Source organism: Nocardia fodinahabitans (assembly GCF_052983615.1).
The window spans coordinates 6,913,629-6,934,095 of sequence record NZ_JBRJJC010000001.1; the positions used below are offsets into that span (position 1 = coordinate 6,913,629).

General features: G+C 70.3%; 21 protein-coding genes. 8 read left to right on the top strand and 13 right to left on the bottom strand.

All coding sequences use genetic code 11. The features are described 5' to 3' along the window. Positions 1–65: 65 nt before the first annotated feature. A complete protein-coding gene (locus tag NV348_RS32550) occupies positions 66–407 on the bottom strand; it encodes an LSm family protein (RefSeq protein ID WP_447150310.1) in 342 nt (113 codons plus the stop codon). Positions 408–667: 260 nt separating this feature from the next. Between NV348_RS32550 and NV348_RS32555 the strand changes: the two genes are divergently transcribed. Further along, complete coding sequence (locus NV348_RS32555; protein WP_447150311.1) at positions 668–1,384, top strand: 2'-5' RNA ligase family protein; 717 nt, start codon at positions 668–670, stop codon at positions 1,382–1,384. Here the strand turns inward: NV348_RS32555 and NV348_RS32560 are convergent. From NV348_RS32560 to NV348_RS32600, 9 genes are all read right to left on the bottom strand, one after another. Beyond that, positions 1,374–1,514: a hypothetical protein gene (locus NV348_RS32560; protein WP_447150312.1), complete on the bottom strand. Its 141-nt coding sequence runs from the start codon at positions 1,512–1,514 to the stop codon at positions 1,374–1,376. The genes NV348_RS32555 and NV348_RS32560 overlap by 11 nt on opposite strands. Before the next feature lie 58 nt (positions 1,515–1,572). Then, on the bottom strand, positions 1,573–1,734 hold the full coding sequence (locus tag NV348_RS32565; RefSeq protein ID WP_447151236.1) for a hypothetical protein: 162 nt from the start codon (positions 1,732–1,734) through the stop codon (positions 1,573–1,575). 34 nt (positions 1,735–1,768) lie between these two features. Further along, positions 1,769–3,157: a hypothetical protein gene (locus tag NV348_RS32570; protein WP_447150313.1), complete on the bottom strand. Its 1,389-nt coding sequence runs from the start codon at positions 3,155–3,157 to the stop codon at positions 1,769–1,771. Between the two features lie 10 nt (positions 3,158–3,167). Further along, positions 3,168–3,992, bottom strand: coding sequence for an ABC transporter permease (locus tag NV348_RS32575; protein ID WP_447150314.1), 825 nt, complete (start codon positions 3,990–3,992; stop codon positions 3,168–3,170). A gap of 29 nt (positions 3,993–4,021) precedes the next feature. Beyond that, positions 4,022–4,984, bottom strand: coding sequence for an ATP-binding cassette domain-containing protein (locus NV348_RS32580; RefSeq protein ID WP_447150315.1), 963 nt, complete (start codon positions 4,982–4,984; stop codon positions 4,022–4,024). Then, on the bottom strand, positions 4,981–6,237 hold the full coding sequence (locus NV348_RS32585; protein WP_447150316.1) for a glycosyltransferase: 1,257 nt from the start codon (positions 6,235–6,237) through the stop codon (positions 4,981–4,983). Before NV348_RS32585 ends, NV348_RS32580 begins: the two co-directional genes overlap by 4 nt. Before the next feature lie 2 nt (positions 6,238–6,239). Then, a complete protein-coding gene (locus tag NV348_RS32590; RefSeq protein ID WP_447150317.1) occupies positions 6,240–7,667 on the bottom strand; it encodes a condensation domain-containing protein in 1,428 nt (475 codons plus the stop codon). A 303-nt stretch (positions 7,668–7,970) separates the two neighbouring features. Then, positions 7,971–8,915, bottom strand: a complete 945-nt coding sequence (locus NV348_RS32595; protein WP_447150318.1) for a glycoside hydrolase family protein — start codon at positions 8,913–8,915, stop codon at positions 7,971–7,973. Between the two features lie 57 nt (positions 8,916–8,972). Next, positions 8,973–9,659, bottom strand: coding sequence for a TVP38/TMEM64 family protein (locus NV348_RS32600; protein WP_447150319.1), 687 nt, complete (start codon positions 9,657–9,659; stop codon positions 8,973–8,975). 178 nt (positions 9,660–9,837) lie between these two features. On the opposite strand from NV348_RS32600, the gene NV348_RS32605 reads away from it, so the two are divergent. From NV348_RS32605 to meaB, 3 genes are all read left to right on the top strand, one after another. Continuing rightward, complete coding sequence (locus NV348_RS32605) at positions 9,838–11,709, top strand: methylmalonyl-CoA mutase family protein (protein ID WP_447150320.1); 1,872 nt, start codon at positions 9,838–9,840, stop codon at positions 11,707–11,709. Then, the gene (scpA, locus tag NV348_RS32610; RefSeq protein WP_447150321.1) at positions 11,709–13,973 is read left to right on the top strand and encodes a methylmalonyl-CoA mutase; all 2,265 of its coding nucleotides are present in this window, start codon (positions 11,709–11,711) and stop codon (positions 13,971–13,973) included. The genes NV348_RS32605 and scpA overlap by 1 nt, the downstream gene beginning before the upstream one ends. A gap of 70 nt (positions 13,974–14,043) precedes the next feature. Beyond that, positions 14,044–15,138: a methylmalonyl Co-A mutase-associated GTPase MeaB gene (gene meaB / locus NV348_RS32615; protein WP_447150322.1), complete on the top strand. Its 1,095-nt coding sequence runs from the start codon at positions 14,044–14,046 to the stop codon at positions 15,136–15,138. A 6-nt stretch (positions 15,139–15,144) separates the two neighbouring features. Here the strand turns inward: meaB and NV348_RS32620 are convergent, their stop codons facing one another. Together NV348_RS32620 and NV348_RS32625 are read right to left on the bottom strand one after the other, a co-directional pair. Further along, on the bottom strand, positions 15,145–15,570 hold the full coding sequence (locus NV348_RS32620) for a type II toxin-antitoxin system VapC family toxin (protein ID WP_447150323.1): 426 nt from the start codon (positions 15,568–15,570) through the stop codon (positions 15,145–15,147). Continuing rightward, entirely contained in the window at positions 15,567–15,851 is a 285-nt protein-coding gene (locus tag NV348_RS32625; protein WP_447150324.1) for a type II toxin-antitoxin system Phd/YefM family antitoxin, read from the bottom strand. The genes NV348_RS32620 and NV348_RS32625 overlap by 4 nt, the downstream gene beginning before the upstream one ends. Positions 15,852–15,981: 130 nt before the next feature. Between NV348_RS32625 and NV348_RS32630 the strand changes: the two genes are divergently transcribed. Together NV348_RS32630 and NV348_RS32635 are read left to right on the top strand one after the other, a co-directional pair. Continuing rightward, positions 15,982–16,347, top strand: a complete 366-nt coding sequence (locus tag NV348_RS32630) for an ArsR/SmtB family transcription factor (protein WP_447150325.1) — start codon at positions 15,982–15,984, stop codon at positions 16,345–16,347. Then, positions 16,344–16,817 carry an SRPBCC domain-containing protein gene (locus NV348_RS32635; RefSeq protein WP_447150326.1) on the top strand — a complete coding sequence of 158 codons (474 nt, stop codon included), beginning with the start codon at positions 16,344–16,346 and terminating at the stop codon, positions 16,815–16,817. Before NV348_RS32630 ends, NV348_RS32635 begins: the two co-directional genes overlap by 4 nt. On the opposite strand, the gene NV348_RS32640 is transcribed toward NV348_RS32635, so the two are convergent. Continuing rightward, positions 16,818–18,296, bottom strand: a complete 1,479-nt coding sequence (locus tag NV348_RS32640; protein ID WP_447150327.1) for a multicopper oxidase family protein — start codon at positions 18,294–18,296, stop codon at positions 16,818–16,820. It lies immediately after the preceding gene. A gap of 160 nt (positions 18,297–18,456) precedes the next feature. Here NV348_RS32640 and NV348_RS32645 point away from each other — a divergent pair, with 160 nt between their 5' ends. After that, entirely contained in the window at positions 18,457–19,605 is a 1,149-nt protein-coding gene (locus NV348_RS32645) for a sensor histidine kinase (RefSeq protein ID WP_447150328.1), read from the top strand. Next, a complete protein-coding gene (locus NV348_RS32650) occupies positions 19,602–20,258 on the top strand; it encodes a response regulator transcription factor (protein ID WP_447150329.1) in 657 nt (218 codons plus the stop codon). Before NV348_RS32645 ends, NV348_RS32650 begins: the two co-directional genes overlap by 4 nt. Positions 20,259–20,467 lie beyond the last annotated feature (209 nt).

Consider the following 20,467-nt stretch of genomic DNA (forward strand, 5'->3'; position numbering starts at 1 on the left):
CGGCGCTGGTCGCCCGCAGCTATCGCCGCGCGGAACCGGTGTAGCGCAGCGGCTTTCGCCGCGCGTCAGTTCTGGTTCAGGCCGGTCGACAGCACGACGACGACCTTGTCCTGGGTGACCTCGTCGACCCGGACGTCCATCCCGTTGGACGCCTGTGACTGCCCGACCGGCACCGTCACCTGCTGTCCGCCGATGCTCAGCGTCACCATGTCGCCGTTCACGGCGACCAGCTCGGCATCGATGCCGAGCACCGACGCCTTGGCGCTCACGCCGCGTTCGAAGGTGACCGTGCACCCGCCCACGTTGCACTCGGAGGTGGTGCCGGGGCCCGTCATGGTGCAGGCGGAGGCGGCGAAGGGCAGCAGGAGGGCGAACGCACACAGCGTGATCAGCCGACGAACAGGCATGCCGGTCAGTGTAATGCGGGCCGACAGGCCGCGGCCGAAAGCGTGGACTCGGGATCGAAGGTACAACGGAACGGTCTCGCCGTGTTGCGGGTGGGCCACGCCGGGTAATACCGTCGCTGACAGGTAACTGTCATCGCAGATGGGTTGCCGATCGTGTCCGGTACGTCGGGGTGAACTGGCCGAATCTGTCGTTCGTGAGCAGATCCGCCGGTCAGCCGGGTGGTCGCTGGGACGAGCGGCCGAGGTCGGGAGGTGGGTCGATGGGCGCGAGCGAGATGACGGTTGCCAGCCGCTGGTGGTGGCGGCCGGGGTGGACACCGGGACGTTCCTTCTACGACTGGCAGGTCACGCCGACCCAGCCGGTCGCCGACAAGCTGGTGGAGATCTTCGCGCCGACCCTGACCCGGCTGCCCGGTTTCGAACCGGTCGACGCGGGCCGCCTGCGGATCGGGGTCCAGGGGATCGGTTTCGTCGACGGGGTCAAAGGGGTGCATCTCGCGGCGCTGGTCGCGGGCTCGCGAACCATGCTCGCCGAGCGTGCCCCGTTCCAGCTCACCTTCGGCGCGCCCGTGGTCGCCGCCGACTCGATCCGTCTGCCGATCGAGTTGCCTGCCGATCTGCTCGACGTCCGCGACGACCTCACGCGCGCGCTGACCGACGTGTGGATCCGCGAGCGGATCCCCGAGTTCGGCGAGCCGCTGCGGCCCTACCTGGCCCTGGCCTACGCCACCCGGCCGACCCCGGTCGAGCACATCCGCGCGGTGCTCGCCGACGACGGCTTCGCCGATTTCGGCCTCGACGACACGGTGTCGTCGGTGGCGCTGGTCGAATTGCAGTGCGAGAACCAGCGATACGACTGGTCCGAGGTGAGCGCCGCCGACCTGCTGCGGCTCCCCGATCCGGTCGTCGAACCCACCGTCTACGACGATCCGCTCTTCGGCGCGTTGCGTCGACCGGCGGACCTGCTCAGGGGCTGAGCCACGGCGGCGTGCCGTGCGGCATGCACACCACGACCCGGGCGCCCGCGGTCCGGCCGTCGCCCCAGCCGAGCTTCTTGCGGAAGCGGCCGATGTGCTCGGTCGGTAGCGACTCCTCCGCGTTGGGCACGCGCAGACCGAAGGTGATCTCGATGCCGACGGCGAGCGCGTGCAGGTGCGGCGCGGCTCTACTCGCCGTCGGACGGGTCCTGGCCGACGGGTAGTGCGAGCCGGATGATGCCCGCGTCGAGGTCCACGGCCAGCCGAGGTTCCCGGTCCTGGCCGTTGCTGTCGCCGCTGCCCTCGTTCTGCAGCTTCTTACCCGGAAACAGCTCGCCCATGATGCCCACGGCTCCACGATAGCCGCGGGCACCGGGCGCGGACTCACCAGAAGCGCGGTGTCAGGCCCCAGTCGGCGAACTCGGCGGCGAGCAGGTCCTGCAGCGCCGCGCGGGTCGGGAAGCGGTCGGGGTCGCCGCCGGTGACCACCAGGGTGACGGTGTCGTCGTCGCAGGAGAATGCCAGGTTGACGCCCACTTCCACCTGCCGGAACAGCTCGACCGGGCCGGGATTGACCACCGGGCGCATGATGACGTCGCGGGCCCGGTGCGGGCCGAGGACGGCGATGTTCTGGGCGGTGCGCCCCATGTTCGTGCACAGGCATTCGGGCGCCTTGGCGGTGCGGGCGAACTTGTGCAGCACCACCTTCGGCAGCAGCATCTGCACCGGTTGCAGATGCTGGATCGGCGGGATGGTCCCGGGATTGCGGTAGGCCAGGCCCGCGGCCTTGAGCGCGGCGCGGACCGCGGGCAGATCGGCCCGCTGACCCGCCCGGTAGGTGACGCTGATCGGCAGGCCGGTGGTGGCATTGGCCCGCGGATCGTCGGCCACCCGCATCGAATGCGGGATGTCCACGCGCACATCGGCGCCGTCGGCGATCCGGCCGCTGCGCCCGAGCAGGCCGACGGCGACGCCGATCAGCAGGCCGTTGGTGGTGCCGCCGTTGGCCGCGGCGACCGCGTCCCAGTCGGCGAGGTCGACCTGGACGATCGTCTCCGCGGCCTGCCAGGTCTCCGCGTGCGGTAGCCGGGGTTCGGCCGGGCGGGGGTTGCGGGCGGGCTCGCTGACGCCGCGGGCGCGACGCGCGGCACGGATGCCACGCGCGACCGCGCGCAATTGTCCCGTGGCATCGGCGACATCGGCCGCGAGGCGCCCCTTGCCTGCGACCGGGCCGACCAGATTGCCGGCACTGGCGGCCCGGTCGGGGGTCTCGCCCCGATTGAGCCGGTCGAGGGAATCGACGATCGCGTGCATCATCCCGCCGCCGTCACAGGCGACGTGCGAGGCGACCAGGGTGATGACGGTGCCGCCCGACTCCGTGTGCGCGCCCGCCAGCTGCCACACCAGACCGCGCTCGGGGTCGAACTCGACCGCGGCCTGCTCGAGGAACCACTCCAGCACCTGGTCGTCGGGCAGCGGTGCCGGCGTCCAGATCAGCGGCATCGACTCGGTGGCGGGTTCCCAATGCGCCCGTGCGATCGGGAACCGGGTGGTGCGGACCTTGCGGGCGATGAATCCCGTGGCCAGGTGCGCGTGCCAGCGTCGCAGCAAATCGGGGTCGAGCCGCTCGTCGAAGCGGTACGCCAGCTGATTGACCAGCGCGTTCGGGTAGAGGCTGTGCAGTTTGAAGAACAGGTCGTCGTCGGCGGTGATCCGGTTGAGGCCGGCCGGTCCGGCGGCGACGGCCGCGACGGCGGGGGAGGTGACGGTCATCGGGAACTCCTCATCGGGAACGGAGAGTGCGCACGGTCAGCGGCGCGAAGACGGCGACGACGACCACCGAGGCCACCAGCGACCAGCACGCGTCGGCACCGACGGTGCCCGCGGAGGCCAGCTCGCGCACCGCGGAGACCAGGTAGGACACTGGATTCACGTCCGAGACGTGCTGCATCCAGGTGGGCATGGACTCCTCGGGGACCAGCGCGTTGGAGGCGAAACCGAGGAAGGTCAGGACCAGCATGCACATGCCCTGCACGGCGGCGGGCCGGGCGACGGTCGCGCCGATGAAGGCGAACAGCCAGCTGATCGCGGTCGTCGCGAAGACGACCAGCACGGCGCCCGCGAGGAAGCCCGCGGTGTGCTCGGGCCGGTACCCCATACAGAATCCGACGATCACCACCGTCGTCGCGGCGATGAGATACCGCACCGCGCCCGCCAGCAACGCTCCGGCAACCGGAGCGGATCGGGCGATCGGCATGGCGACGAACCGGTCGAAGACCCCGGAATGGATGTCCTCGGACAGTTGGACGCCGGTTGCGACCGAGGAGGTGAGCACGATCTGCACCAGCACCCCCGGGATCATGATCGGGAGGTAGGCGTCCATGCTCCCCGCGATGGCGGTGCCGAAGATGCTGCCGAACAGCACCGGGCCCACGATGGGCAGCAGGATGGCGTCGTAGAGCAGCTGCGGGCTGTGCCGGAAGGTGAGCAGGCCGCGCCACGCCATCATCAGCGAATGGTGCAGCGCCGCGAGCGCGCTGACCCGGGTGACCCGCGGCGCGCGCACGACCTGCGGCGGCGTCGTGGTGGTCGCGGTGGTGAGAGTCATGGCGGTCCTCGACCTTTCACGGACGGCGGTCATGCCGCGTCGACGGTGTCGGCGGTGCGGGCGTGCCCGGTCAGTGACAGGAACACCTCGTTGAGGTCGGGCCGGTCGACCGCGAAGCCACGCAGCGTGATGCCGGCGGCGCGGCAGGCGGCGACGATGTCGGCGCCGAGCGCGACATCGGGCAGGGTGACCGTGAGCGTGCCGGTCGAGGAACCCTCGGGGACCTCGCCGGTGAGTTCCTGGATCAGCGACTCGGCGCGACGCAGGTCCGCGGTGTCGGGAATGTCCAGGCGCAGCACCTGTTCGCCGATGGAGGCCTTGAGTTCGGCGGCGGTGCCCTCGGCGACGAGGCTGCCGCGGTCGATCACCGCGATCCGGTCGGCGAGCGCGTCGGCCTCCTCCAGGTACTGGGTGGTGAGCAGCACGGTCGCGCCGCGCTCGACGAGTCCGCGCACGATGCCCCACATGCGGTCGCGGGTGTGCGGGTCCAGGCCGGTGGTCGGCTCGTCGAGGAAGATCAACGGAGGCACGGTGATCAGCGTCGCGGCCAGATCCAGACGGCGGCGCATCCCGCCGGAGAACGCGGACACACTGCGCCGCGCGACCGCCGAGAGCTCGAACTCCTCGAGGAGCTCGTCGCTGCGCGCGGCGGCCGCGCGCCGGGACAGACCGAGCAGCCGACCGAACAGGCGCAGGTTCTCACCGGCGGTGAGGGTTTCGTCGACCGAGGCGTACTGGCCGGTGAGGCCGATCATCGAACGCACGGCGGTGGCCTCGCGCACCACGTCGAAGCCGAACACCTCGGCGGTGCCGCGATCGGGGCGCAGCAGCGTCGCCAGCATGCGGACCGTCGTGGTCTTGCCCGCGCCGTTGGGGCCCAGCATCGCGAAGACCGAGCCGGCGGGGATGCTCAGATCGATGGCGCCGACGGCGGTGAAGTCGCCGTAGGACTTGCCGAGTCCGCTGGTGCGGACAGCGATGTCGGTGGTCACCGTTGCCTCCCGGCATGGTCGAGTTCGGGGGTCGGGAAGGTCAGGGGGACAAGGGTTTCCACCTCGTCGGCGGCCAGCGCGACGCCCCGGTCGGGGAATCGGTTCGCGTACGCGGTGGCGCGCGAGACCACGTTCGGGTCGGCGACCCGGTCGAGCATGCCGGTGAGCCGGTCGGCGGTCAGTTCGGTGGCGCGCAGGGTGTCGGCCAGCCCGAGCCGGGCCAGGGCACGGCCCCAGTACGGTTGATCGGCTTGGACCGAGCAGATCACCTGTGGCACACCGGCGCGCAGCGCGGCGGCCGTGGTGCCCGCCCCGCCGTGGTGCACCGCGGCGACACAGCGCGGGAACACCGCGGCGTGGTCGACCTGGTCGACGATCGCGACATCGGCGGAGAGCTCCGGCTCGATGCCCGCCCAGCCCGCGGCCAGCAGCAGCCGCCTGCCCCGGCGGGCGCAGGCCGTGCGCACCATCGCCACCAGTGCCGCCGGATCGTCGACGGTCATCGAGCCGAAGCCGACGTAGATCGGCGCGGGGCCCGCGTCGAGCCATGCCGTCAGCGCGGAATCGTGCGGGCCACCGAGGAATCCGTCGGCGTCGACGGCGAAGCCGGTGATCGGATGCCGATCGGGCAGTTCCGCCGCCAGCCCGGGAAACAGGTCGATGTCATAGGCCTGGATCGAGACCCGGTCCGGCAGTGGATGTTCCACGACGCCGAATTCGGCGAGCGGTTCGGCGAGCGCGGCGTCGCGCGCCCACCGCAGTCCCGACCAGATCCGCCGGTTGAGCGCGCCGGGAATCCGGGCTCCCCACGCGGTGGGTACCACCGGCACCGAGCGATTCGGGTGGATGGGGAAGAAGTGCACCGCGGCCAGTGGCAGGCCGATCCGCCGGGCGGCCTTCTCGGCCGCCTCCTCGCCCGCCATTCCGGTCACCAGTACGTCGTGGCCCGGCGCGAGCGCGAGCAGGTCACGGACCGCCTCGGCCACGCCACGCCGCTGCAGATCCAGCACCGCCCGCAACCGCTGACGCGGGCTGGGACTGCGGAAACGCCGGTCGGCGTGCTGGGTACGCAGCAGTTCGGCACTGTCGCGGCCGAAGCCGACGGCGGGGATGCCGTGCGCGGTGGCGAAGTCGACGAGGTTGGGCGAGAGGGCGAGCGTCACCGAGTGCCCGCGAGCCAGCAGCTCGCGGGCCAGCAGGATGCCCGGTTGGGCATCGCCACGGCTGCCGGTGAAGGCCAGCAGTGCACGCATCGTCAGCCCGCGCTCAGCGCTGCCGACGCGGTGTCGGCGACCGGGACGTTCGCGACGGGCGCCGCGAGGGTGGTGACCGCGTAGATGGCCCTGGCGAATTCGGTGAGGAAACGATCCATGACCTCGGCGGCCAGTCCGGCCGGGTAGCGGGTGGACACGTAGAGCCCCTCGGGGCCACGCACGACCCAGAAGTACACCTCGTCGGTGGAGTACGACACCGCGCGCAGCGTGCGCCCGCGCAGGTCGGCGACCAGTTCGTAGTCCGGCAGCATCCGGATGTCGAGGAACGAGGCGCCGAAGGTCGGGCCCTCGAGCGCCCCCGCCATCGCCAGCGACCGGCCCCACGAGGCGTCGTTGCAGATGTGGGCGCGTTTGAGTGCAGCCCGGGTGACGTCGAGCGCGGCGCCCATGTCGGCGCCCGCGGGCAGGGTGATGTCGACCGGGACGACATTGACGAACCAGCCCATCGACTCGAGCCAGGTCAGATCCGGGCGGGTCGCGATCGGCATGATGGTGCGGAAGCGATCGTCGCCGAACACCTCTCGCGAGGCGGCGGCCAGCGCGGCGAACACCGTGACCGAGAGCCGGTGCTTGAGCCGGGCGAGCGCCTCCTCGACCTCTTCGAGCTGGTCGAGGGTCAGCAGCGTGCGCGAGACACTGGGCTGGGCGTGTTCCCCGTCGAGCGTGGCCACCATGCCCTCGGCGAAGCGCGGCATCGGCGAGCCGGGCGCACCGACGAAATCGCGCCACACCGCGACGGCGGGGGAGTCGGGGGTGAGCTCCTCGGCGGCGGCGCGTTCGACGGCGGCGAAGTCCGCGGCGCTGCCGAAGGTGGCCGAATCGCGGATCTCCCCGCCGTCGCGCACCGAGGTGTACAGCGTGCGCAGTTCGAGGATCAGCACGGCCTGGGAGTAGGCGTCGAGCACCGAGTGATCGGCGGCGACCAGGACGGTGAAGTCGTCGGTGTCGTGGGCGACGGTGGCCACCAGCAGGTGCGGCCAGACCAGCGGCGAGAGGCGCAGTTCCAGTTCGCCGCACAGGAATTCGTTGATCTGCTCACCGTCGGTGAGATCGGGGACCGGTGCCGAGGTGATCCGCACGGTGCCGGGGGCGGTGGTGATCCGGTGGTAGTCGCCGTCGCCGGTGGGGGCGACGGTGGTGCGGAAGCCCTCGTGGCGGTCGTGCCACAGTTCCAGGGTCCTGGCCCATACCTGCGCGTCGAGCGGGGCGTCCATCTCGAAGATGGTGCCGATCCAGCGGCCGCGGCCGGGGGTGGGATCCTCGGGATCGAGGAAGCCGAGGTACTGGGAGTGGACGCTGGCGAGCGGGCGTTCGTCGTCGTACCACGAGTCGGCGGTGGCCAGTTCCGGGGTCCAGATGGACAGTGCGCCGGAGCGAATCGTGAATTCGGACAGATGGGTGTATTCCATGCGGGGTCACCTCGAGGTGCAGTGCATGCCGAAGACGGCGCGAACGGGGATGTTCGGTGACCGCGGTCGCGTCACCGGATGTTGCTCTGGATCCCGCACCGGATGTAGCTGGCGAACCCTGGGCTATCCCGAGTCTATAACTCTGAGAGTTTTCTGAAATATGCGTTAGTCACAACTGGCCTATGTGAAGAAGCTCACTTTCAAATTGTCTCGGATCACAAGCGTAACCCGGTGCCCCTGAAGTAAGGGGGTTTCAGTTCAGAAAGTCCACGACCGACCCGGTGAATGGGTGGTGACCTGCGGTTATGCCGTGAAAATCGGGTCGAACTCGGCGAGCACGGTGCCGTGACGGATCACACCGGAGAGCCCGGGGAGCTCCGTCGGGGGTGTCCAGGACCGGAATCCGTCATAGCTGTCGCTGAAGACATAGCGGCCGGTGGTGTAGGCGTCGAGGTAGATCCGGTGCCCGCCGCCGGGCAGCCGGACCACCGACGGTCCCTCGCACGGACCGCCCCACCCGGCCCAGTCTCCGGTCGCCACGAAGGTGTAGGGACCGACCGGGCGGTCGGCCACGGCCAGTTCGATCAGCTTGGTGTCCTCGTTCTTGACGAACGCGAACAGCCGGCCCGCCAGCCGGACCAGGGTGGTGTCGATATAGCCGAGTGAACCCGGCCCGCCGGGGGCGAGCCCGAACAGCGGGACCGGCGGCGCCCACGTCGTGAGGCCGGCGTCGAGCGGGATCAGCAGATGCGGCGTGAACCCGCGCCCCCAGGTGAGCGAGACGATGATGCCGACCCGGCCCGCGGCGTCGGCATACCACTCCGGCGCCCACGCGCCCTCGAGCCTGCCCGGGACCAGTATCGGCGCGGGCGCCATGGCGGTCCAGGTGATCCGGTCGAGACTGTGCGCCAGGCCGATCGCGGTGGCGTCACCGGCGATCGTGTAGGTGAGGTAATAGCGGCCGTCGGTGTGCCGCAGGATGCTCGGATCGCGGACCAGGCCGGTGGGCGGGGTGTACGCGTGCTCGCTGACCGGGGCGAACTCCGTGCCGTCGGCCGACTCGTACACCGCCAGCGTGGTGTCGCTATCGGCGCGGAACGCGGTCATCGTGTAGCGGGTGGGGATGCGGTCCGGGTCGATCCCGACGCCCGGACCGAGCGAGGATTGCGCCCGCGCGGTCCCGGTGGCCAGCAGGGGCACCCCGGCCAGCAGCGCGAGTGCGGATCGTCGGCCCACTGTCATCGCCATGAACTGGGATTATCCGAGCGGAAACGGCCCGGGCGGCGCAGGCGCGCCGCGCGTAGTTCAGCCGCGCGCCGCCACCGGTTCGGTCTCCGGCGTCGTCGGGGCGGCGGCGATCGGCATCCTGGCATCGAGTACCAGCCCGAGCAGGCCGATCGAGAGGCAGACCGCCGAGACGGTGACCGCGATCGGATTGGTGTGGCCCGCCAGGGATCCGGCGAGGACGACGGTCGAGATGGTGCCCGGCGCCGACCCGGCGAGGGTCGCCGCCAGATAAGGCAGCACCCGCACCGAGGACAGGCCGCAGCAGTAGTTGACGATCGAGAACGGCGCGAACGGGATCATCCGCAGCGCGGCCACCGCCAGCCATCCGCGCTGGGCCAGGCGGTCATCGATCGCGCGCACCGCCGGATGGTGCAGATGCTCGGCGACCCGCTCGCGGCCGATCGCGCGGACGCCCAGCAGCGCCAGCGTCGCGCTGATGCCGGTCGCGCCGAGGGCGACCATCGACCCGAGCACGGGTCCGAACAGGACACCGCTGGTCACCGTGAGCACCGTGCGTGGCACCGGCGCCACCGCGACCAGCGCATAGAAGAGGAAGAACAGCAGTGGCAGAAGAGGACCCGCGTCGCCTGCCCACTCCCTGATCTGCTGCGGGCCGGGCAGCGGAACCATCATCGCCACCACGAACAGCACGGCGATCCCGGCCAGAGCCATCAGCAGGCGCGGGGAGCGGATCAGTCGGGACACCGGGTAAGCGTACCGGCCGGTAGGGGATGGCCGGAGGGAGTGGACAGGGTGTCACAGTTAGCATCATGTAAGAACCGGACACATCCTGGTTCGCCGCAGTATTCCGCTGCTGGGCTGATGCTGCCGGATCGGCAGTACACCGGGGTGCGGTCGTCGAATGGAAGAGAGAACAGCAGCTATGCCGATTGGTTCAGAGTCCGGGGCGGGACTCGCGCCGGATCCGGTGCCCGAGTACGCCGTCTGGCGCAAGGGTGTGGCGGGCGTGCTGGCCAAAGCGCGACGGGTCGAGGCTGCCGAGCTCCCGGCGGAGCCCGAGCATCTGCTCGACGAGACCACCTATGACGGGCTGACCATCGCCCCGCTCTACACCCGCCGCGACGAGCTGCCCGAGCAGCCGCTGCCCGGCGCGTTCCCGTTCGTGCGCGGTGGCAGCGCCACCCGCGACCCGCAGCGCGGCTGGTTCGTCGCCGCGTTCGCCGGCTCGGCCGATGCTGCGGCCACCAACCGGACGATTCTCAGCTGGCTGGAGAACGGCGTCAGCGCCGTGTCCCTCGGGGTCGGCGCCGACGGCGTCGCGACCGCCGACATCCCCACCGCGCTGGCCGGCCTGCTCTTCGAGCTGGCACCGCTGACCCTGGTCGCCGGCGTCGAGGTCGAGGCGGCGGCCACACAGGTCTTCACCGTGCTCGACGGCTACCAGCTCGCCGAGCGCGACCAGATCCAGGTCGGCCTGGGCGCCGCGCCGCTGACCAGTGCCTTCGCCGGTGCCGCCGACATCGACACCGATCAGGCCGTCGCCCTGGCCACGCGCGCGATCGCCCGCCCGGAGACCGTCCGCGCGATCACGGTGGACGGCACCGCCTTCCACAACGCCGGCGCCTCCGACGCCCAGGAACTGGGCGCGTCCGTCGCGGCCGGCCTGGCCTACCTGCGCGCGCTGACCGCCGCCGGGGTCGACATCGCCGACGCATTCGGTCAGCTCGAGTTCCGCTTCGCGGCCACCGACGACCAGTTCGCCACCGTCGCGAAGTTCCGTGCGGCCCGTCGCCTCTGGGCGCGTGTCGCGCAGGTGTGCGGTGCGCCCGCCTTCGGCGCCGCCCCGCAGCACGCGGTGACCTCGGCCGCCATGATGACCCAGCGTGACCCCTGGGTGAACCTGCTGCGCACGACCCTGGCCGCCTTCGGCGCCGGTGTCGGTGGCGCCGACTCGGTCACCGTGCTGCCGTTCGACTCCGCCCTGCCCGCGGGCGAACTCGGTGTCTCACAGTCGTTCTCGGAGCGGATGGCGCGCAATATCCAGCTGTTGCTGCTGGAGGAGTCGCGCCTCGGGCATGTCCAGGACCCGTCCGCCGGTTCCTGGTACGTCGACTCGCTGACCGACGAACTCGCCGCCAAGGCGTGGGAGTTCATGCAGGAGATCGAGGCTGCCGGCGGGTTCCCCGCCGCGCTCGCCGCGGGCCTGGTCGCCGAGCGGATCGCCGCGACGGCCGCCGCCCGGGCCGCCGACATCGCGCACCGCAAGACCGCGGTCACCGGCGTCAACGAATTCCCCAACCTGGCCGAGACCCCGCTCTCGGAGCAGGCCCGCGCCGCGGACTCGGTCGCGCGCTACGGCGCCGCGTTCGAGTCGCTGCGCAACCGCTCCGACGCGTATCTCACGGCCAACGGTGCCCGGCCCAAGGCGCTGATCGTGCCGCTCGGCCCGGTCGCCGAACACAACGCGCGCACGATCTTCACCGCGAACGTGCTGGCCTCCGGTGGTATCGAGTCGGTCAACCCCGGCCCGCTCACCGTCGACGGGATCGCCGCGGCCGCCGCCGAATCCGGCGCCCCGATCGCGGTGCTGTGCGGTGCGGACAAGCGCTACGGCGAGGAAGCCGGCGCCGCGGTCGAGGCCCTGCGCGCTGCGGGCATCGCCACGGTCCTGCTGGCCGGACCGGAGAAATCGGTCGCGCAGTACAGCGGTACACAGCGTCCCGACGGGTACCTGACCCTGCGCATCGACGCGGTCGCGGTCCTGTCGCAGCTGCTGGAGAAGGTGGGAGCCTGATGACGACATCCGATATCGAGCACCTGATCGGTAGTTTCGCCGAGGTGCCGCTCACCGAGCACGCGCCCACGGCCGCCGAGGTCGACGACGCGCAGGTCGAGGAGTTCGTGGCCGAGGCCGCCGCGGCCAACCACACCACCGCCGACCAGCTCACCTGGGCCACGCCCGAGGGCATCGACGTGCCGCCGGTGTTCACCAAGGCCGACCGCGATGCCGTTGTCGCGCAGGGCTATCCGCTGGACACGGTGCCCGGCGTGGCGCCGTTCCTGCGCGGTCCCTACCCGACCATGTACGTCAACCAGCCGTGGACCATCCGCCAGTACGCGGGCTTTTCCACCGCCGCCGACTCCAACGCCTTCTACCGCCGCAACCTGCAGGCCGGGCAGAAGGGCCTGTCGGTCGCCTTCGACCTCGCCACCCACCGGGGCTACGACTCCGACCACCCGCGCGTGCAGGGTGACGTCGGTATGGCCGGTGTCGCGATCGACTCGATCCTGGACATGCGCCAGCTCTTCGACCAGATCCCGCTGGATCAGGTGTCGGTGTCGATGACCATGAACGGTGCGGTGCTGCCGATCCTGGCGCTCTACGTCGTCGCCGCCGAAGAGCAGGGCGTCGGGCCCGAGCAGCTGGCCGGAACCATTCAGAACGACATTCTGAAAGAGTTCATGGTCCGCAACACCTACATCTACCCGCCCAAGCCCTCGATGCGGATCATCTCCGACATCTTCGCCTTCACCAGCGCGAAGATGCCGAAGTTCAACTCGATCTCCATCTCCGGCTACCACATCCAGGAAGCCGGTGCCACGGCCGACCTGGAACTGGCGTACACCCTCGCCGACGGTGTGGAGTACATCCGCGCCGGTATCGCGGCGGGCATGGATGTCGACAAGTTCGCGCCGCGCCTGTCGTTCTTCTGGGCGATCGGCATGAACTTCTTCATGGAGGTCGCCAAGCTGCGCGCGGGCCGCCTGCTGTGGAGCGAGCTGGTCTCGAAGTTCGAGCCCAAGAGCGCGAAATCGCTGTCGCTGCGGACCCATTCGCAGACCTCCGGCTGGTCGCTCACCGCGCAGGACGCCTACAACAATGTGGCGCGCACCTGCATCGAGGCGATGGCCGCCACCCAGGGCCACACCCAGTCGCTGCACACCAACGCCCTCGACGAGGCCCTGGCGCTGCCGACGGACTTCTCCGCCCGCATCGCCCGCAACACCCAGCTGCTGATCCAGCAGGAGTCCAACACCACCCGTCCGATCGACCCGTGGGGCGGCTCGTACTACGTGGAGTGGCTGACCCACCAGCTCGCCGAGCGCGCCCGCGCGCACATCGCCGAGGTGGAGGCGCACGGCGGTATGGCGCAGGCGATCTCGGAAGGCATTCCGAAGCTGCGCATCGAAGAGGCCGCCGCCCGCACCCAGGCGCGCATCGACACCGGCCAGCAGCCGGTGATCGGCGTCAACAAGTACCAGGTCGAGGAAGACCACGAGGTCGAGGTCCTCAAGGTCGAGAACTCCCGCGTGCGCGCCGAGCAGATCGAGAAGCTGGAACGGCTACGCGCCGAACGCGATTCGGCCGCCGTCGAGGCCGCGCTGGCCAACTTGACCAGGGCCGCCGCCTCCTCCGAGGGCGGGATGGACAACAATCTGCTGGCCCTGGCCATCGACGCCGCGCGCGCCAAGGCCACCGTCGGTGAGATCTCCGACGCACTGGAGAAGGTCTACGGCCGCCATCAGGCCGAAATCCGTACGCTCTCCGGTGTGTACCGTGACGAAGCAGGCAAGGCATCCAACATCGGCGCGGCCATCGCGCTCGTCGAGGAGTTCGCCGAGGCCGAGGGCCGCCGCCCGCGCATCCTGGTCGCCAAGATGGGTCAGGACGGCCACGACCGCGGCCAGAAGGTGATCGCCACCGCGTTCGCCGACCTCGGCATGGACGTCGACGTGGGCCCGCTGTTCCAGACCCCCGAAGAGGTGGCGCGCCAGGCGGCCGACAACGACGTGCACATCGTCGGTGTCTCCTCGCTGGCCGCGGGTCACCTCACGCTGGTGCCCGCCCTGCGGCAGGCGCTGGCCGATGTCGGTCGCCCCGACATCATGGTCATCGTCGGCGGCGTCATCCCACCCGGTGACTTCGACGAGCTGTACGAGGCGGGCGCCGCGGCGATCTTCCCGCCCGGCACGGTCATCGCCGACGCGGCCATCGATCTGCTGAAGAAGCTGGGTGCCTCGCTCGGGCACGAGATCGGCGGCGGCGCACCGGAATGATCGGTCAGCGCCCGGAGACGGCAGCCGGCGTAACCACGGAGGGCGCCCGAGCATGCCGTGGGGGAACAGTATGAGCGACGCCGCAGCAGGAGCCGGGGGTACCGCAGCGCACCCCCGGCTCGGCACCACCGCGGGCGTCGGAGCTCCGCGCAACGAAGGCCGGACCGTCGCTCGTGCCGCGCGCACGATCGACATCGGTGAGCTCGCCGACGGGATCCGTGCCGGCCAGCGTGCCCCGCTGGCCCGGGCGATCACCCTGGTCGAATCGACCCGCGCCGATCACCGGGAGCTCGCGCAGCAGTTGCTGCTGCGATTGGGCACCGAACCGGGCAAGGTCGTGTCGAACCGGGTGGGGATCACCGGCGTTCCCGGCGTCGGCAAGTCGACCTTCATCGACGCCCTCGGCATGTACCTGCTCGGCAAAGGACACCGCGTGGCGGTGCTGGCGGTCGACCCGTCCTCGACCCGCACCGGCGGCTCGATCCTCGGCGACAAGACGCGCATGGCGCGCCTGTCATTGGAGGCAGACGCGTTCATCCGGCCGTCGCCGACCGCGGGCACCCTCGGCGGTGTCGCCAAGGCCACCCGCGAGACCATCGTGCTGCTCGAAGCCGCAGGCTACGACGTGATCCTGGTGGAGACCGTCGGTGTCGGCCAGTCCGAGGTGACCGTCGCCAATATGGTCGACGTGTTCTGCTTCCTCACCCTCGCCCGCACCGGTGACCAGCTCCAGGGCATCAAGAAGGGTGTGCTGGAGCTGGCCGAGCTGGTCGCGGTGAACAAGGCCGACGGCAAGCACGAGATCGAGGCCAAGGCCGCGGCACGCGAACTGGCCGGCGCCCTGCGCCTGATCCACCCGCACGACGCCCTCTGGCGGCCGCCCGTGCTCACCATGAGCGGGCTCGAAGGCGTTGGCCTCGACAAGTTCTGGGACACCGTCCTGGAGCACCGCAGCGTCCTCACCGACGCGGGCGAATTCGCCGAGAAGCGCCGCCGCCAGCAGGTCGACTGGACCTGGACCATGGTCCACGACCAGATCCTGCGCCGCCTCGCCGACAACCCGGCCGTGAAATCCGCTCGCGCCGACATCGAATCCGCGGTGCGCGACGGCACCCTCACCCCGGCCCTGGCCGCCGAACAAATCCTGCGGGCCTTCGACGCCTGAGAGCTGTCACGGATCGCGGCTCGGCGATGCGAAGGGATTCACCAGGGCGACACCGGTACGCGCGAAGTGCTTGACGTTACGCGTGGCGACGGTATGACCGTGGGCGAGCGCCGTGGCGGCGATGAGCCCGTCGCTGACATCGACGGGTGCGGCGGCGATGAGGGCCCAGTGGTGCACGACCTGTGTGTCCACCGGCAGGATCCGATGCGTGAAGCTGTGCTCGATCTCGTCGACGGCGCGCTCGAGTCGATCGGCGCGCACGGGTTCGGCCCGTGCCCGGAGTAGGGCGATGCCCCGGCGCAGCTCGCCGAGGGTGATCACGCTCAGCCACTGTTCGGTATCGCGGTTGCGATCGAACCAGTCGAGTACCTGCGTGCTGGGTCGCTGTCGCATCAGTTCGGACAGGACGTTGGTGTCGAGCACGTAGCTCACGGCAGCTCGGTCAGGTCGAGGTCGCGCGGCATCGACGACGATCTCGCGCCCTCGATCTCGTCGATCGCCTCGGCGACCTCGTCACCCAGGTCGGCGAAGGTCACCAGAACCCGATCGACGAAGCCGATGTCGGGCCGGGTGAGCTGTCGATACTCGGCGATGTCGATGACCACGGCGACCTCGGCACCGTGCCTGGTGATCGTTTGTGGCCCCTCGGTCTGCACAGCACGCAGAACCTCGGAGAAGCGCTGCTTCGCTTCCTGAACCTGCCAACGCGTCACTGGTCGCTCCCGTCGGATTGCCTGCTATCTGGACAGTCTAGACAGAACTAGCCCGCAGGTCGACCAGTCGCTGGAACTTGTTTGCCCGCAGGGGTTGCGCGGAACGTGGTCGATGTGAATACTTAGGCATGTGCCTAAGTATTCGGATGGTGAGCCGGACGGAGGGCTGGACAGTGTCTTCCGGGCGCTGGCCGATCCGACGCGGCGGGCGATCGTCGAGCGGCTCGCTCGGGGGCCTGCCTCGGTGTCGGATCTCGCGGCGCCGTTCGAGGTCGCCCTGCCGACGATCGTGCAGCACCTGAAGGCGCTCGAGGCCGGGCGGATCGTCAGCTCGGCCAAGATCGGTCGCGTGCGGACCTACCAGCTGGCGCCGGGGGCCTTCGGGTCCGCGATCGACTGGCTGCGACAGCAGCGACCACCGGCCGAGCGTCAGCTGGACCGGCTCACGGCACTACTCATGGAATCAGCGAACAACGCAGAGGGAGAACAACAATGACCGACACCGCGACCCGCTCCATCAACCACGCCCAGTTCACCATCGAGCGCGAGGTGCCCGTGGCGCCCGCGGTCGCGTTCCAGGCGTTCGCCGACCCCACGATCAAGAGCAAGTGGTTCGGCGGCGACGAGGGCTGGGAGCTGACCGAGGCCTCCGTCGACTTCCGGGTCGGCGGCGTCGAGATCAACGAGGGCATCTTCCAGGAGGCGGTGACCTCGCGCTTCGTCGCCACTTACACCGACATCATCGACAACGAACGTCTCGTCTACACCTACGACATGTGGCTCAACGGCTCCCACATCTCCACCTCGGTCGCCACCTGGGAATTCGAGCCGACCAGCACCGGCACCAAGCTCACCCTCGTCGAATTCGGCGCCCACCTCGACGGCCACGACACCGGCGCCCAGCGCGAGGAGGGTACCCGCGAACTGGTCGCCGCGCTGGCGAAGTACCTCGAATCCGTCGCCTGATCACCCGTGCCCCATGTCCATCCGCATCGGGGCGGGTCGCTGCCCCGGCGCCAGGACCAGGAACTGGCCCATCATGCCCTGGTCCTCGTGATGGAGCAGGTGGCAGTGATACATGTACGGGAAGGTCGGGTCGGTGTGATCGGCGAAGTGCATGGCCAGGGTGTAGGTGGCGCCCGGCGCCGTGTACACGGTGTCTTTCCAGCCGGAAAGCGCTGGGGGAGGCGGGGTTCCGTCGATCGCGAGGATCTGGAATTGGACATCGTGGACGTGGAAGTTGTGCGGCCAGTTGTCCTCGTTGCGGACCGACCAGACCTCGGTGGTGTCGACCGGGATGGTCATATCGATGCGGTTCATGTCCATCCGGCGGTTGTTGATCATGAACCACCGCAACTCGAAGGTCCGGGCCGGTGCGGTGTTCGCCGCGGCGAGGGGCCGGATCGGCACGAGCGCCGCGGGAACGGCCGCCGCGGGGCGCAGGGTGTCGGCGGCCCGCAGGGTCAAGATGTCGAAGGTGTCGTCGAAGCCGAAATCGGCCGCGCGATCGATACCCGCGCGGTCAGCGATCGGGAGCGACCGTAACGTGACGTTCTCGCCCGCGCGGACGGTGACGACGATCTCCGCCCGTTCCCCGGGGCTGAGCTGGATGCGGGACAGCGCACCGGGTTCCGGGAGCAGTCCGCCGTCGGTCGCGACGAGCTGGAACGGCCGGCCGTCGCCGAGCGCGAGGTTGTACAGCCGGCCCGACGACCCGTTGAGCACCCGCAGCCGCACCCGCTCGGTGGTGACGGTCAGATGGGCGCCCGCGATGCCGTTGGTGACGATGGTGTCGCCCAGCAGACCGACATCGGTGGCGTCGGTTTCGTCGAGAGCGCCCTCGGCGGTGAACCGCCGGTCCTGGATCACCAGCGGAATATCGTCGACGCCATAGTCTTTCGGCAGGTCCAGTGCGTCGGCGGGATCGTCGTCGATCAGGAAGAAGCCGGCCAGTCCGCGGTGGACGTGCTTCTCGGTCGCGCCGTGCGGATGCGGGTGGTACCAGAGCGTCGCCGCCTGCTGGTCCACCGTCCAGCCGGGCGTCCACGCCGCACCGGGAGCGATCATCTGGTGCGGTCCGCCGTCGAACGCGGCGGGCACGTGCATCCCGTGCCAGTGCACCGAAGTCGGTTCCGGCAGGTCGTTGGTCACCGTGACGGCGATCCGCTCTCCGCGCCGGGCTCGCAACGTCGGGCCGAGGACCGACCCGCTGTATCCCCAGGTCGCGGTGCGCGTGCCGGGCCGCATCTCGGTGCTGCCTGCTTGCGCCCGGAGGGTGAACCGGCGGACACCGTCGACGCCGACCGTCGAGGGCGCCGGTGGTGGGATCGGTAGCGGGCGTGTGGCTGTCGACGCCGTGGGCGCGGCGGTGCGGAACGAGCAGCCGGCGGCGTAGGCGACCGGGGTGAGGGCGAGTCCGGTGAGGAATCCTCGTCGCGAGACCACGTGTCGTACTCCTTGTCTGTGCGGGGCCTCCAGCTTCGGTCGGCCAGGGCCTCGGCGACTCCACCCCGGAGCCGGATCACGGACAGCCGATTCCGGCCGCACGGCTGTTGCGGACGCGCCGATCGCGTGCTACTCCCGGTGCGTCGCCTACCGTGGGTGCGTGATCGACACCGGCGCACGCCGCGACCCGCGGCCGCTCCTGCGGTGGCTGCCGCTGGCGCTGATCCCGGTCTTGCTGCTGGCCAGCACCTACCCGGGTCAGTACCGGGTGCCACCGCACTACTGGCTGCTCGCGATGACGGCCGGCGTGGTCTTCCTCGCCGGGGCACGGTGGCCGTTCGCGGTGTCGCTGACCCTGTCGGCGCTGGCCGTGCCCCTCCTGCGGACACCGGCCTGGGGCGTATCCGGCCTGGTGCCCTACCTGGGTGCGATCGCGCTGGTCGATGTGATCGCGCGCACGCATCGGCGCTCGACGGTGTGGGTGGCGACCGCGGGCTGGGCCGCCGCGGTGATCCTCGGGCGCGTCGGCCTGCACGACACGTCCATCGGGCGGGCGTCGACCGTGGTCGAGGCGGTGGCCTATGTCGGCCTTCCGCTGCTGCTCGGGCTGTACCTGCGTGGCCAGCGCGACCTCGCGGACAACCTCCGGCTGCGCGCGGCCGACGCCGAAGCGCGCGCCCGCCTCGACGAGCGTGCGGCCATGGCCAGGGAACTGCACGATGTGGTCGCCCACCACATGGCCTCGATCGTCCTGCGCGTTTCCGTCGCCGGGCGGGTGGTGCGGGACGCCGATCCACGGGTGGTCGCCGTGCTCGACGACGTCCGCGCCACCGCCGCCGACGCGCTGGCCGACATCCGCCGGTTCCTCGCCGCACTCCGTGATCCCGCCCTCGGCACCGTGTCCCTGGTCGAGCCGAACGCGGTCGGCACCGAGATCACCGCCGCTCTCACCCGCTCGGGGGCCGCCGGATACACCATCGACGCCGACGTCGAGGCCGACCTCGGCGCGCTGGACGCGATGAGCAGACTGACCCTGCTGCGCTTGGTCCAGGAATCGCTGACCAATGTGATGAAGCACGCCGATCGCGATGTGCCCGTGCGGTTCCGGATCGGCAGGCGCGCGGACGGAATCGACCTCGAGGTGATCAGCGGCCGTGCCGGGGCCGCCGCGCCGCCGGGTCACGGCCTCGTCGGGATGCGGGAACGCGCCGCGCTGGCGGGCGGCACACTCACCGCCGCGGCCGACGCCCGGCACTGGGTCGTCCGGGCCTGGCTGCCCGACGTCACGAAAGGAGCCGACCTGGCATGATCACGATCCTGCTGGCGGACGATCAGCGCCTGGTGCGCGCGGGTCTGCGGATGCTCATCGAGGACACCACCGACCTCACCGTCGTCGGCGAAGCGGCCGACGGGACGGCGGCCGTGCGCCGGTTCGCCGAACTCGCACCCGATCTCGTGGTGATGGACCTGCGCATGCCCGGCCTGGACGGCGTCGCGGCCACCCGGCAGATCCTCGCCGCCTCGCCCGGGGCGAAAGTGCTGGTGCTCACCACCTTCGACGACGACGATCATCTGTTCCCGGCGCTGGCCGCCGGAGCGTGCGGCTATTTCGTCAAGGACACCGACCCCGAGGTCCTGCTCGACGCCATCCGGCGGACGGTGGACGGTGACCTGCTGTTCTCGCCCGCGTTGCTGCGCCGCCTGGTCGACCGGGCACTCGACGCGCAGCCCGCGTCCGCGGTCGCCCGACCGGAGCTGAGTCCCCGCGAACTCGCGGTGTTGCGCCTGGTCGGCGACGGATACGGCAATCAGGAGATCGCCGAGCGGCTGCACCTCGGCGTGAGCACCGTCAAGACCCACCTCGCGAACCTGTTCGAGAAGACCGGCACCGACAACCGCGTCCGCCTGGCGGTCTACGCTTCGAAGCTCCCGGACAGTCGGGTTGTGGCACCGGAGGATTGATCGTGCGGATCGCGGTGTCCGGAGCCGGTGGTGCCGTCGCCGTGCTCGACGAGGCAGAACGCCCGGCGCATCAGCGAATTCGGTGCACGTTGCCGCTTCATCATTCGCGCGGGGTCCCATTGTCTCTGGTGACGAATCGGTAAGAAGCCGGTAACGGCGCTGTGATCTTCCCCGATACTGAGATCGACCGCACTGAGCGGTCGGTTTTC

What these genes read in the sequence shown, in the direction of transcription:
- NV348_RS32585 (WP_447150316.1), bottom strand. Translation starts at nt 6,237, where the DNA reads ATGCGTGCACTGCTGGCCTTCACCGGCAGCCGTGGCGATGCCCAACCG.
- NV348_RS32635 (WP_447150326.1), top strand. Translation starts at nt 16,344, where the DNA reads ATGACCGACACCGCGACCCGCTCCATCAACCACGCCCAGTTCACCATC.
- NV348_RS32650 (WP_447150329.1), top strand. Translation starts at nt 19,602, where the DNA reads ATGATCACGATCCTGCTGGCGGACGATCAGCGCCTGGTGCGCGCGGGT.
- NV348_RS32595 (WP_447150318.1), bottom strand. Translation starts at nt 8,915, where the DNA reads ATGGCGATGACAGTGGGCCGACGATCCGCACTCGCGCTGCTGGCCGGG.
- NV348_RS32550 (WP_447150310.1), bottom strand. Translation starts at nt 407, where the DNA reads ATGCCTGTTCGTCGGCTGATCACGCTGTGTGCGTTCGCCCTCCTGCTG.
- scpA (WP_447150321.1), top strand. Translation starts at nt 11,709, where the DNA reads ATGACGACATCCGATATCGAGCACCTGATCGGTAGTTTCGCCGAGGTG.
- NV348_RS32590 (WP_447150317.1), bottom strand. Translation starts at nt 7,667, where the DNA reads ATGGAATACACCCATCTGTCCGAATTCACGATTCGCTCCGGCGCACTG.
- meaB (WP_447150322.1), top strand. Translation starts at nt 14,044, where the DNA reads ATGAGCGACGCCGCAGCAGGAGCCGGGGGTACCGCAGCGCACCCCCGG.
- NV348_RS32575 (WP_447150314.1), bottom strand. Translation starts at nt 3,992, where the DNA reads ATGACTCTCACCACCGCGACCACCACGACGCCGCCGCAGGTCGTGCGC.
- NV348_RS32605 (WP_447150320.1), top strand. Translation starts at nt 9,838, where the DNA reads ATGCCGATTGGTTCAGAGTCCGGGGCGGGACTCGCGCCGGATCCGGTG.
- NV348_RS32570 (WP_447150313.1), bottom strand. Translation starts at nt 3,157, where the DNA reads ATGACCGTCACCTCCCCCGCCGTCGCGGCCGTCGCCGCCGGACCGGCC.
- NV348_RS32555 (WP_447150311.1), top strand. Translation starts at nt 668, where the DNA reads ATGGGCGCGAGCGAGATGACGGTTGCCAGCCGCTGGTGGTGGCGGCCG.